This is a genomic window from Bradyrhizobium sp. LHD-71 (assembly GCF_031157255.1).
In the GTDB taxonomy this organism is placed as follows: Bacteria; Pseudomonadota; Alphaproteobacteria; order Rhizobiales; family Xanthobacteraceae; genus P52-10.
Genome location: NZ_JAVIFX010000008.1, coordinates 1 through 12464, shown reverse-complemented (window position 1 = coordinate 12464; position 12464 = coordinate 1). Strand labels below are relative to the sequence as shown.

General features: G+C 62.1%; 14 protein-coding genes. 9 read left to right on the top strand and 5 right to left on the bottom strand.

All coding sequences use genetic code 11. From position 1 onward, the window contains the following. Positions 1-13: 13 nt before the first annotated feature. Complete coding sequence (locus RCO31_RS10440) at positions 14-1090, bottom strand: flavodoxin family protein (RefSeq protein ID WP_308968261.1); 1077 nt, start codon at positions 1088-1090, stop codon at positions 14-16. A 240-nt stretch (positions 1091-1330) separates the two neighbouring features. Between RCO31_RS10440 and msrA the strand changes: the two genes are divergently transcribed. The 3 genes from msrA (at position 1331) to RCO31_RS10425 (ending at position 3080) form a co-directional block, all read left to right on the top strand. Continuing rightward, positions 1331-2038: a peptide-methionine (S)-S-oxide reductase MsrA gene (msrA, locus tag RCO31_RS10435; RefSeq protein WP_308968260.1), complete on the top strand. Its 708-nt coding sequence runs from the start codon at positions 1331-1333 to the stop codon at positions 2036-2038. A gap of 89 nt (positions 2039-2127) precedes the next feature. Beyond that, positions 2128-2538 (top strand): peptide-methionine (R)-S-oxide reductase MsrB, encoded by a 411-nt coding sequence (gene msrB, locus RCO31_RS10430; protein WP_308968259.1) that lies wholly within the window; start codon positions 2128-2130, stop codon positions 2536-2538. A gap of 287 nt (positions 2539-2825) precedes the next feature. Next, positions 2826-3080 carry a hypothetical protein gene (locus RCO31_RS10425; RefSeq protein ID WP_308968258.1) on the top strand — a complete coding sequence of 85 codons (255 nt, stop codon included), beginning with the start codon at positions 2826-2828 and terminating at the stop codon, positions 3078-3080. A 67-nt stretch (positions 3081-3147) separates the two neighbouring features. Here RCO31_RS10425 and RCO31_RS10420 read toward each other — a convergent pair whose 3' ends face one another. The 3 genes from RCO31_RS10420 to RCO31_RS10410 all read right to left on the bottom strand — a co-directional run bounded on the left by RCO31_RS10420 (position 3148) and on the right by RCO31_RS10410 (position 5031). Continuing rightward, positions 3148-3633, bottom strand: coding sequence for a DUF4112 domain-containing protein (locus RCO31_RS10420; protein ID WP_308968257.1), 486 nt, complete (start codon positions 3631-3633; stop codon positions 3148-3150). 44 nt (positions 3634-3677) lie between these two features. Further along, positions 3678-4592, bottom strand: a complete 915-nt coding sequence (locus RCO31_RS10415) for an arginine deiminase-related protein (protein ID WP_308968256.1) — start codon at positions 4590-4592, stop codon at positions 3678-3680. A gap of 136 nt (positions 4593-4728) precedes the next feature. Further along, positions 4729-5031, bottom strand: a complete 303-nt coding sequence (locus RCO31_RS10410; RefSeq protein ID WP_308968255.1) for a hypothetical protein — start codon at positions 5029-5031, stop codon at positions 4729-4731. A gap of 166 nt (positions 5032-5197) precedes the next feature. Here RCO31_RS10410 and RCO31_RS10405 point away from each other — a divergent pair, with 166 nt between their 5' ends. Then, the gene (locus RCO31_RS10405; protein WP_308968254.1) at positions 5198-5434 is read left to right on the top strand and encodes a hypothetical protein; all 237 of its coding nucleotides are present in this window, start codon (positions 5198-5200) and stop codon (positions 5432-5434) included. Positions 5435-5546: 112 nt separating this feature from the next. Here the strand turns inward: RCO31_RS10405 and RCO31_RS10400 are convergent, their stop codons facing one another. Beyond that, positions 5547-6350 (bottom strand): lytic murein transglycosylase, encoded by an 804-nt coding sequence (locus RCO31_RS10400; RefSeq protein WP_308968253.1) that lies wholly within the window; start codon positions 6348-6350, stop codon positions 5547-5549. Between the two features lie 1215 nt (positions 6351-7565). On the opposite strand from RCO31_RS10400, the gene RCO31_RS10395 reads away from it, so the two are divergent. The 5 genes from RCO31_RS10395 to RCO31_RS10375 all read left to right on the top strand — a co-directional run bounded on the left by RCO31_RS10395 (position 7566) and on the right by RCO31_RS10375 (position 12311). Next, positions 7566-9479, top strand: a complete 1914-nt coding sequence (locus tag RCO31_RS10395) for a glycoside hydrolase family 15 protein (protein WP_308968252.1) — start codon at positions 7566-7568, stop codon at positions 9477-9479. A 32-nt stretch (positions 9480-9511) separates the two neighbouring features. Then, positions 9512-9991, top strand: coding sequence for a hypothetical protein (locus tag RCO31_RS10390; protein ID WP_308968251.1), 480 nt, complete (start codon positions 9512-9514; stop codon positions 9989-9991). Positions 9992-10233: 242 nt separating this feature from the next. Further along, positions 10234-10836, top strand: a complete 603-nt coding sequence (locus tag RCO31_RS10385) for a LemA family protein (protein ID WP_308968250.1) — start codon at positions 10234-10236, stop codon at positions 10834-10836. A gap of 75 nt (positions 10837-10911) precedes the next feature. Next, a complete protein-coding gene (locus RCO31_RS10380; RefSeq protein WP_308968249.1) occupies positions 10912-11688 on the top strand; it encodes a TPM domain-containing protein in 777 nt (258 codons plus the stop codon). Then, a complete protein-coding gene (locus RCO31_RS10375; protein WP_308968248.1) occupies positions 11688-12311 on the top strand; it encodes a hypothetical protein in 624 nt (207 codons plus the stop codon). The genes RCO31_RS10380 and RCO31_RS10375 overlap by 1 nt, the downstream gene beginning before the upstream one ends. Positions 12312-12464 lie beyond the last annotated feature (153 nt).

Sequence of the window (12464 nt, the reverse complement as noted above, 5' to 3'; positions counted from 1 at the left end):
CTCGTACGAGAGTCTACTTTTCGACAGGTTCCTTCAAGCCTGCGTCTGCCAGCCTGAACTTGCCTTCCGCCTGCAGCTTGATGCCGCGCGCAAGCGTCGTCGCCGCATTCCGCACGCCCTGCTGAAAGGCATCATCTTCGTCCAGTGCGCTGTGCGACACCGCGTAAGGTTCATTATAGCCGACGTAACCGTCGAGCTCGGCCATCGAGCCTGCGGAGATCAGCTCCATGTCGGTCAACCAGTCCGACAACGATCGGCGCAGCGTTTCGGCACCGATCACATCGCCATGCACCACCACCGAGAACAGCCGGCCCGCGAGATGGCGCGGATAGTACCAGCCCCCCAGTTCGAGCGCCTTCGCTTCGTCGGCATGCTTCCCGTGGGTCGTCGTCGGATCGGGATTGCCACCATCGGCACAGACCAGACGATCCATCATTGCCTTTAATCCGCCCGGCACCTGATACCAGTTCACCGGCGTGACAATCATGATGCCGTGTGCCGCCACCCACAGCGGATAGATCTCGTTCATCCAGTCGCCCGTCTGGCCGAGCGCGTGGTTCGGATAGCAACTGCACGGCCAGTGGCACAAAGGCATCGCCGTCGACGCACACGACTTGCAGGGGAAAATCACCCGTCCGGCTTCCGACGCCAGCAACGACAAGTCGAGAATGTCCACCGCGTGGCCGGCCTCCGTGAAAATCGGTTCGGCGATCTTCATGAGCCGCCAGCTCTTGGAGATTTCGCCGGGACAGGTCTGGTCAGAGCGCGACGAACCATTGACCAACAGAACGCGCTTCTTCTCGCGCGGATCGTCATGTCGCGCCTGCGCCGCGGCGATCGCGTCGCGCGCCTTCAGCCAATCGATCGACAGCTCGTAGTCTGGGTCGGCGAATTCCGGACCTGCCTTGCGGGTGCGCGGCGACTTGCGGGAGTTGCTGTAGCTATCCCAGGCGACTGCCGCGACGGCGGCGATTTCGGCCTCGACTGCCGCGAAGGCCGGATCCTGAAAGCGCGTGCGGAAGCGCCGCTCGAATTCCTCGCGCGAGAGCTCTACAGGCGGCATTCCCTTGCGGACATCGATCTCCGGCATCGCGCAAATACCTCATGCTGGAAGGCCTGGACGCGGCGGCGAGCGGAAGCTTAACCTTGGAGGGCCGACCCTCGTTCCGAATCCAAGGCCGAGGTTTTCGACCATTGCTGTTTTCACGCGTTCGTGTGTCGGGCCGCCGTAACGGACGGTCCGTAATCGCGTATCTTTGGCAGGGCGCGGGACGGTCGTTTGCGCCCTGCCAAAGATCAACGAGATAATAAGCAAACCCCTGAGGCCCCCATGCGATCCCTCCTGAGCCGCCTGAGTTTTGCGACCGCGCTCGTACTGACGCCGCTCGCTGCAAGCCCTGCGATGGCATCGTCCGAGCCGATCGCTATTCCTGCGCCCGCGCTCGACGCGAGCCGGGCGGACAGTGTTCAAACCGCAGTGCTCGCCGGCGGCTGCTTCTGGGGCGTGCAAGCGGTGTACCAGCACACGACCGGCGTCGTGAACGCCGTGTCGGGCTACGCCGGCGGCGCCAAGGAAACCGCGAACTACAAGCGCACGAATTACGGCGACACCGGTCACGCGGAAGCCGTGGAGATCACATACGATCCGAAGAAGATCTCCTACGGCAAGCTCCTGCAGATCTACTTCTCCGTCGTGCACGACCCGACGCAGCTCAACCGCCAGGGCCCGGATGTCGGCACGCAGTACCGTTCGACCATCTTTGCGCAGAACGACGAGCAAAAGAGAGTAGCGGAGGCCTACATCGCGCAGCTCAACGCAGCAAAGGCGTTCAAGGCAAAGATCGCCACCACGATCGAGACCGGCAAGCCGTTCTACAAGGCCGAGGACTATCACCAGGATTACGCAACGCTGAACCCGCTGCAGCCCTATATCCTGATCAACGACAAACCGAAGATCGGCCACATGGCGAAATACTTTCCTGACAACTTCCGCACCCAGCCTGTGCTGGTGAAGGATGTCAAAGCGGTATCGAACTGACACCCATTCGGGGTGACCGCGCCACCCGTCGTCTGCTAGCATCCAAACGAGTTCGAACGTTGCGACCGACCAACATCGAGAAGGCGATCATGAGCGACACGAAAACTGGCGGAAAGATCCAGAAGAACGAAGCGGAATGGCGCAAGGAACTGACACCGATGCAGTATGCGGTGCTGCGCGAGAAGGCGACTGAGCGGCCGTTCTCCGGAGAGTATGAGCACGAAACGAAGAAGGGTACCTACGTCTGTGCGGGCTGCGGCCAACCCCTGTTCGAGTCCGATGCCAAGTTCGATTCCGGCTGCGGCTGGCCGAGTTTCACGCGGCCCGCGGACGACGGTCATGTCGATGAGGAGCGCGATTTCAGCCATGGCATGATCCGCACCGAGGTGCTGTGCTCGAAGTGCGACGGCCATCTCGGCCACGTGTTCCCGGATGGACCCGGACCGACCGGCCTGCGCTATTGCATCAACTCGGCCGCACTGAAACTGAAAGCAAAATAGCGGTCCCCGGGGCCGCGTCGCGTCTTTTTGACTTACGCGGCATGGTGAAAACACTCACCATGCCGGTTCCACATTTCCGCTACGTAATTTTCCCCGTTTGTTCCGTTAACTTTCCCGATTTGCGCGTCCAGCATGCGAAAGTAGCGGCCCTGAATCATGCATCTTCTCTCGCAATTGCAGCAATCGACGCTTATATTACTGTCATGAAATCCGGGACGGTTCGCCGCAAATGGCGTTGTGCCCGATGACTCCACATACGACACAACAGGATTTGAAGGCGTCCAACCATGTCCGCATTCAATTACAATCGCAGCGCAGAGCTGTTTCCCGCACCGATCCGCAACAAGAAGCGCGCGGGCTTCACCTATCGCCGCTTCGATAATGCGGCTGAGGCCATTCGCTTTGCGGTCGAACAGCTGCCGACGGATTCGCTGAACGGCGCCTATCTTGAAGTCAACGAAAAGCGTTTTGACCAGGCTGGCATCCGCGCGTTGTACAACAGCCCGGATTTTCCGCTCGAGCGCAAGAAGGCGGCCGCCTGAACGAACGTCTGTACGATTTTCGTGCAAATGGCCGGGCTCGTCCCGGCCATTTTTTTGATTCCAGACATCAGCGCTGCTTGTCCATCCATCGCCGCAACAGGCGGATGTTGCGAATGTTGGCCTTGAACGCGACGTCGAATGCGTCGCCTACCACCGGGACCGCGCCAACCACGCCGTCGATCGCCACGTTGGCGAGCATGCGCGCCACGAGATAACGCGGTGCGCCGATTGCGCGCGCCTCGCGCACGATCCACAGCGCAAGTGCCGTGGTGATGATGTCGCCGACAATCGGGATCAGGCCGATCAGACCATCGATGCCGTAGCGGACGTTGGTGCCCGGCACGACGAACGCCATGTCGAGCAGGTTGCCGAGCGCATTCAGACGCGCGAAGCGCTGCTCGCGCGTCAACGGCTCGGCGCCGAAACCGAAAGCGTGAAACTCGAATTGCGGCGCGTCGCCGTTTTGGCGCAGCGTCTCGGGCCGCACCTCACGGCCGTCCTGATCGATGATTGGACCTGCAGCCGCAGGCCGCCGCATCTGTTGCGTTCTCATGGAGCAAACATGGCCTCAGCGACCAAGCCGCGCAAGCGGCTGCGTCATGGTGACCGGGAAGCGGAACAGCGATCAAGCCGCAACGTCAGGCACGCCGCCGAGCCGCCGCTCTGCAAAAACGTGTCGAGCGGCGTCGCGACGACGTCGTAACCGCGCGCAGCAAGTTCACCTCGCAATCGATCCGAGCAACGCGACATCGCGATCGTCCGGCCCACGCAGACAGCGTTGGCCGAGAACTGCGCGGCTTCGGCCTCGTCCAGCACCACGCGCTGTTTCTCGCTCACGCGCGCTGCGATGGCGGCGCGGCCCTCATCGGTGAACGCGCCCGGATAATAAATCACGTCGCCGGACGGCAGCGGACAGAAGGCCGTGTCGAGATGATAGAAGCGCGGATCTGCGAGTTGCAGCGACACGACAGGAAGCCCGAACGTCGCTTCGATCGCGGCCGCCGCAGCGCCTTCCGAGCGCTGGCCGAAACCCATCCAGAACAGGTTGCGCGCCTCGTCGAACAGGCAGTCCCCCGCGCCCTCGAGCACCACGCCCTCCGGCAGCACCACCAGGCGCTCGATCAGGCCACGCTTGCGCATGCCCTCGAAGGCAGCGGTGAACACGGGCTCTTCGCCCTGGCGCTCCGGATAACGAAAGCGCGCCATCAGCGCCGTCCGATCCAGCACCACCGCGGCGTTGGCGGTGAAGACCAGATCGGGCAGCCCTGCCCGCGGCGCAACCTTCTCGATCGCTGCGCCGGTTTGCGCGAGCGCATCATGCAGCGCCGACCACTGGCTCACGGCGACGGAGTGCGCAGCGGCCGCCCACTTCGCCGGCTCCATCCACGGATTGATCGAATAGTTAATCGCAAAATGTGCCGGCTCGCACATCAACAGGCGCGGCTGCGCCGACGTGACGTCTTCCGCATCGCGACCTGCCTGACGCGCGTGCGGATGAACTTTCTGTAACATTCCTGCCACCTTCATCGGCTGCCCAGTTTACGCGATTGGTGTCGCGCATATGGCACGCGCGGCTGTGAAATCAATGGTTAAAATGACGATCGCCGGGCGGCGGCCCGGCGATCAAGATGTCAGACCCGCGGCCAGCTTAGCGGCAGCGGCGCACCGACCTGAAGATCACGGTGCCGTTCGGACGCACAACACGCTGACGCTCGGACCAGCAGCGCGGGCGCGGACGCACGAACTCCGGCGTGCAGACGCGGCGGCTCCTCCAGACGACAGCGCCGCCCGGCCGGTGGACACGCTCGCGCACGGTGCGACAGGCCACTGATTCGACGGCCGACGGCAGCTTCAGGCCGGGGTCGGCCATCCGTGCGTTCGCGGGCGCGGCGCCGGCGAAAATGCCGCCCGCCAGGACGGCCGCCACTGCGGCCGCGGAGAAAATTCTCATTGATGTCACTCCTGGATTGCACCCAGCCGACGCAAACCGCTAAGGAACAATTGCGTTCCCTGCGGGGAAAGACAGTGGCGTCATGCGCCGCAAGCTTGAACGCTCGTTCAGACGGAAAGCACTTACCGACCATTGACAGCACAACGCGGAGGCGCGAGAAGCCGCCATGCCGAAAAAACCCGGGACCAATCCCAAGGGCGAGTTCGCCTTTTTCAACGTCGTCTACGAGGACGGATCGCAGCGCTCGAACCGCCGTGTGCCGAGCGAGCTGCTCGGCGGCCTCGAGGGCGACGAGCCCGCGCGCGGCTTCATCATGGAGCAGGACCGGGAGATCGCCGAAAAATCCGGTCGCCCTGCGCTGGCGATCAAGAGCATCGAGCGGGTCGGCGCCAAGAAGAAGTGACGCGCTAGAGATTTTCCGGAAAGGCGGATACCCGGCTTCCCGCAAAAAATGCGACCACTGATTGGAATTCAAAAACGTATTCCGTTCAACCCGAACGGACTACGCTGCTGTGTCACTGCCCCGCCAGTTGATCGGCGAAATAGGCGATCGTCTTGCGATAGACCACCGCTCTGTTCCACTCGCGCAGCACTTCGAAATTCGGCGTGCCCTCCTCGTAGGGCGCGCCAGCCTTCCAGCCGTTGACCTTCAGCAGATTTGCGGTCGATGCGAGCACGTCGGGAAGGCTGCGGCGCAGGTCGACGTGGCCATTGCCGTCAAAATCAACGCCATACTTGATGTAAGACGACGGCAGAAACTGCGTCTGGCCGATTTCGCCCGCATAGGCGCCGACCATCTCCGAGAGCGGCAGGTCGCCCCGATGGACGATCTTCAACGCAGCAAGCAGCTCCCGCTGAAACAGCTCGGTGCGGCGGCAATCGTGCGCCATGGTCGCGAGCACACGAAACACCGGCTGCTTGCCCATGTCGCCGCCATTGTCGGTCTCCAGCGTCCAGATTGCGACCAGGATCTGCGGCGGTACGCCGAAGCGCTGCTCGACGCGAGACAGGAGCGCGGCGTGGCGTTGCATCATCACCCGAGCGCGCTTGATACGCGCCGGACCCACACGGGTGGCGACATACTGCTCGAAGGTCTTGTTGAAGGTGCCGCGCTGACGACGGTCGAAGGCGAGAACTGCCTGGTCCTGCGACACGCCGCCGAGCGCCTGGGCGATGACAGCCTGCGAGACCCCCTCCGCCTGCGCCTCACGCGAGATGGCCGCGATGAAGGTCTGGAAGTCGCCGCCGCACTGTGCGGCCATGGTAGGAATTGCGAGAAACGGCAGCAGGAAAAGGGCCGCCAGCGTGCGTGCGATCATGAATTCCGCTCAAGTGATTTGCATATGGCGAATGATGCCATGACCCATGTGTCCAAACAACGGCGGCCGGCGCCAATGCTTCATTTGGACGCGAAACTGCAGGATGTCCTTGGGCGAAGGCCTTCTGCGACCTTACCAATCTCGTTCAAATATGAGCTCCCGCGCCCCCTTCCTCCTTACGGGCTTCGGCGCGGCAAGCAAGCGGTGGCTCACGAGGGCGACAAGCGCATGTCGTCCATAAGAACGAACGGGAGTATGGTCCGGCTCGGCGCTTCGCCTGGCCGGGACGACTCAGCATATTCAATTGTCAAACAGCCTGTGACCTGTCGCCCGGATGAGCGAAAGCGACATCCGGATGATCGTGTCGCAGAGTCAGTTCCCGGATTTCGCTGCGCTCATCCGGGCTACGGACGTGCATCGTCGCCCCCCGTTCATATCCGGCCTGAGGCGTGCCGGTCGTCTTTGCCTTCCCTTGCCCGAAAGGGCTGTGCGGAACGCAAGGGCGTTTCACCGCGCCCGCGGCGCCGTGTGCCTTTGGCAAGCACACGGCTAAAGACAAATGCCACGGAGGAGGCTCAACGCCTGCGCTCCGCACGCGATGGTTCTTTTCACGGCTTGCTGCATGTCCCCAGGCCTCGCCACTTTCGCTGGCTTCGCCCGGTTCGTGCGAACTGTCGCCCGGACATGCACTTGGACCGTCCGTCCGTCGTACCGGCGTCTTGATTGCCTTCGGGCATCACACGGATTTCTCCGGCACTTTCCAAAGGCCCGGCATCGTAACGGCCATCGCATCCCGCTCCGCATCGATAAGACGACCGCGACGCGCCCTTTCATTGGAGAGGGACGGGAGGAGGATATTGCGGATAGGAATGAAGGCAAGCCAAATTTCGGAAAAAACGAATTACCTGTGAACATCCTGTGCGTATCGCTTCCCCCGTCATTGCGAGCGCAGCGAAGCAATCCAGGCTGAGCCTGACGCAACCGCTGTACTGGATTGCTTCGTCGCTTCGCTCCTCGCAATGACGGGGTGCTTCGTCGCTGCGCATTGCCCGGCGTAGCCCTAAGCGCGAAGCCGGGTCGCAATGATGGAGTATTTCACTACTCCCTACCCTCTACTTGCCGTTCACCACGTCCTATTCGCAATGGCGTGAATGCGGGAACCAAAGCTCATCACTCCTGTTGTCCAGCGTCGTTGTCAAAACGAGTGAGAACGGCTTGTCGTCGGCAATTGAAGACTACGCGCTGATCGGAGACTGTCTCACGGCAGCGCTTGTGAGTCTTGAGGGCTCGATCGACTGGCTATGCTGGCCGACTTTCGATTCCGACGCATGCTTTGCCGCACTGCTCGGCACGCACCAGCACGGCCGCTGGAAGATCGCACCGGCCGGCAGCGAGCAGCCGCGCATCAGCCGACGCTATCAGCCCGGCACGCTGATCCTCGAAACCACTTTCACATGCGACAGCGGTGAGGTGGTGCTCGTTGACTTCATGCCGCCGCGCGACCGCGCGTCCGATATCGTGCGGATCGTCCGCGGCGTGCGCGGCACCGTCCACATGAGCCTGGAACTGATCGTCCGGTTCGGCTCCGGCGCGAACGTACCCTGGGTCCGACGATTGAGGGACGGTACCTGGCAGGCCATAGCCGGCCCGGACATGGTCGTCCTGCGCACGCCGGTGCCTCTGCACGGCCAGAATCTCGCCACGACCTCCGAGTTCGACGTCAAGGCTGGCGATGAGATCCCGTTCGTACTGACCTACGAAGCCTCCCATCTGCAGCTGCCAAGAGCGGTCAATCCGCTTCGCGCCCTACAAGAGACAGAAGATTTCTGGATCGAATGGTCCGACAGGTGCAGCTACCACGGACACAACCGCGAGCTTGTCCAACGCTCTCTCATCACGTTGAAGGCGCTGACGTTTGCGCCAACCGGCGGCATCGTCGCCGCGCCGACATCATCGCTGCCGGAAAAACTCGGCGGCCAGCGCAACTGGGATTACCGTTTCTGCTGGCTTCGGGATGCGACCTTCACCCTGCTCGCACTGATCAACGGCGGGTACACCGACGAGGCCGTGGCATGGCATAACTGGCTGCTGCGCGCCGTCGCCGGCTCTCCCGCCGACATGCAGATCATGTACGGCATCGCCGGACAGCGGCGATTGCTCGAATGGGAAGCGCCCTGGCTTCCCGGCTACGAAGGCGCAACGCCCGTACGCTTCGGCAACGCGGCGCACGCGCAACTGCAGCTCGATACCTATGGCGAGCTGATGGACGCCATCCGGCAGGCGCGCGCCTTCGGCATCGATCTCGACGCGCATATGTGGGCCTTCGAGACGGCACTGCTGGATCACCTCGAGCGCATCTGGCACCTGCCCGACCAGGGGATCTGGGAGCACCGCGGCCCGCCACAACACTACGTGCTGTCGAAGGTGATGTGCTGGGTGGCGTTCGATCGCGGCATCAAGAGCGCCGAGGAGTTCGGTTTCAAGGCACCACTCGATCGCTGGAAGGCCATACGCGCGAGAATTCGCGAGGAGGTCTGTGCGAAGGCATTCGACAAGCGAAGCAACTCGTTCGTCGAAGCCTACGGCTCGAAATTTCTGGATGCGAGCCTGCTGCTGCTGCCCGCGGTGGGCTTTCTGAAGGCGAACGATCCGCACATGCGCGGGACAGTCGAAAACATCGAACGGCACCTCATGAAGGACGGCCTTCTGCTTCGTCACGATCCGCGACAGGAGCGCCCGGGCGAAACGTTACCGCACGAAGGCGCATTCCTTGCCTGCACGCTCTGGCTTGCCGACGTGTATGTGCTCGCCGGCGACATCGACAAGGCGCACGAGCTGTTCGATCGGGTCGCCGCCGTTGCAAACGACGTCGGGCTACTTGCGGAAGAGTTCGATCTCGATGCGCACCGCCAGACCGGCAATTTCCCGCAGGCGCTGACTCACATCGCCCTGGTCAACACTGCGCACAACATCCATCACGCCCTCAATCCCGCGAAAGAGCCCGCCCAACAGCGCGCCAAGGGCGCCCCCGACGAGATGGTCGAGGCCGAAGCGAGCGGCAAGGCGGACGGAACCAACCGCCGGACGCCGGCCGGGAATGAACCTGTTCAATCCAGCCGCGTTGGATAGGCCGACTAAACATTGCCTCCACGGAGCCCGACATGACCAGCCTGAGATCGATACCAGCCGCGCTGCTTATGGCAGCGATCGTTTCCTCGCCAATTGCAGCGCAACCACGATCGGGACCATTTTCGGCGATGGCTGGATCCTGGTCGGGTGGCGGTACGCTGACGACGTCCGACGGCAATTCCGAGCGGCTGCGTTGCAGAGCGACCTACAGCCCGGCGGGAAACGAACTGCGACTGAACATCAGGTGCGCCAGCCAGAGCTACAACATCGATCTCGGCAGTGAGGTCGCGTTCCAAGACGGCAGGATCTCCGGCACATGGACAGAGGCCGGCCGAAACGCCAGCGGCTCGCTGTCCGGGCGCGCCACCTCCGACCACATCGAGGCGGCGGCGACCAGCCAGAACTTCAGCGCCAGCCTTTCACTGTCGACGAAGGGCAACAAGCAGAGCGTTTCGATCCGCTCAAACGGAGGCGATATCGCGGGCGTATCGCTCGCCTTGAGCCGCAATTGAATGGATTTGAAGAAAGTATTGCGTGCCGTGGTAACGCCGCAGCGTCCATGACCTGACCTCGCGTTACAGCGAGGCGTCATCAATCATTCACCTTAACATCGCCGATGCGACGCGTCGGCGATTTTCGAATGGCGGCAGTCCAACATCATCTATGCATCCCGGCGATAATTCCTACATCTCTTTATTGAGATGATATGATCTCGGACAGGCTCGCATGCTTTTGGCAAAAATTGGAGGCTTCCATGTCTGATTCCGCCGTGATGCAGCGGACGCGCATCGCAGTCGTTCTTGCGGCCCTCGGCTTGTTGCTCGCAGGCTGCGGCGTGAACACAATACCGACGCTGGAGGAGGCCGCGAAGGCACGCTGGAGCGATGTACAGAACCAGTATCAACGGCGGGCAGACCTGATTCCGAATCTGGTCGAAACCGTGAAGGGCTACGCGAGGCACGAGCAGGATACTCTAACGCAAGTGGTCGAAGCGCGTGCGAAAGCGACATCGATCAAGGTCGACGCATCGACAATCACCGATCCCGCCAAGTTCAAGGAATTCCAGGATGCCCAGAACCAGCTCTCGGGCGTGCTGGGCCGGCTGCTCGCCATCACCGAGAACTATCCCGATCTCAAGGCGAACCAGAACTTCCTGGCGCTGCAGTCGCAGCTTGAAGGCACCGAGAACCGGATTGCCGTCGCGCGGCGCGACTACGTCAATGCCGTACAGGCGTATAACACCGAGGTGAACACTTTTCCGGGCCTGCTGTGGGCAAAGTTCTTCTGGCATGCGAAGGCAATGCAGACGTTCGAGGCGACGCCGGAAAGCCAGAAAGCGCCGTCAGTAAAGTTCTAGATGCCCTTTTAGTGGTCGCATTTTCTTACGGAAAACCGGCATCCACTTTTCCGGAAAATGCTCTAGGTGACGCGCATGCGAGGCCTCTCTTCCGCCAGGCTCTGTATCATCGCAGCAGTGATGGTCGCGCTGGCGGCTGTCGCCGCACATGCGCTGACCTTTCCTCCGCTCACCGGCCGCGTGGTCGACGACGCAGGAATTCTCGATGCGCAGACCAAGCAGGCGCTCACGGACAAGCTTGCAGCCGTGGAAGCAAAGACCGGCCAGCAGATCGTCGTCGTCACGCTGAAGTCGCTGGAGGGCACGTCGATCGAAGATTACGGCTACCAGCTCGGGCGCGCCTGGGGCATCGGCCAGAAGGACAAGAACAACGGCGCCTTGCTGATCGTCGCGCCGAACGAGCGCAAGGTGCGCATCGAGGTTGGCTATGGCCTCGAGGGCACGCTGACGGATGCAATATCGCAGCTCATCATCCAGAACGGCATCCTGCCACGGTTTCGCGCCGGCGATTTCGCCGGCGGCATCACGCGCGGCGTCGATGACATGGTCCAGGTTGCTTCGGGCGATGCCGAGGACTACCAGCGGCGGGCCGAGCAACGTCCTGACGCCGCCCCGCAGATCGATTGGGCGACCATCCTGTTCGCTCTTTTCTTTCTGTACGTCATGTACATGATGATGCGGAACGCGCGAGGCGGCGGCCAGCAAATGAACCGGCGCGGCGGCTATGTGGGGCCGATCTTCATTCCCTCGGGCGGCTCGTGGTCGTCCGGCTCCTGGGGCGGAGGCGGAGGGGGCGGCTTCTCGGGCGGAGGCGGCTCCTTCGGCGGCGGCGGATCGTCAGGGAGCTGGTGATGCTATCGGATACCGACCGCAACCGCGTCGTCGAAGCGATACGCGAAGCCGAGGCTCGCACCTCCGGCGAAATCTATTGCGTGGTCACGCACGCTTCGAGCGGCTATCGCGTCTTCCCGCTCGCCTATGCGGCAAGTGTCGCGCTGCTGGTACCACTGCCGCTGCTTCATTTCACGGCCTGGCCGGCCATGACGATCTATCTTCTGCAACTCCTGGCATTCCTTGGCGTGCTTTACCTCTCGACGCGCGAAAGCATCCGCTATCGCCTGGTGCCGCGGCGGACGCGGTACGAGCGCGCGCACCAGGAGGCGCTGCGCCAGTTCGCCGCCCACGGCCTGCAGCATACGAAACTCAGAACCGGGGTGCTGATCTTCGTCTCATTCGCCGAGCGCTATGCGGAAGTCATCGCCGATGTCGGCATCAACCAGAAGGTCTCTCCCGAGGTCTGGGACGAATGCGTCAAATCGCTGATCGCCGAGATCGCGGCCGGCCGGCCGGCCGACGGTTTCGTCGTAGCGATCGGCAAATGCAGCGATGTACTCGCCGAGCATTTTCCGCCCGGTTCGATCAATCGCGACGAATTGCCGAACGCGATCGTCGAGTTGTGGCCGGTGAAGCGCTAGTGTCCCGAATCCGAAGTTCGCTATACTTTGCAGCGAGCTCAGAGCGAACTTCGGATTCGATCAGGACACTAGCAAATTTATGATTCTAGTGTCGTTTATGGATCAGAAATTCGCACGATGGACTCGCGGCAATGATGGTGCGAATTTCTGATC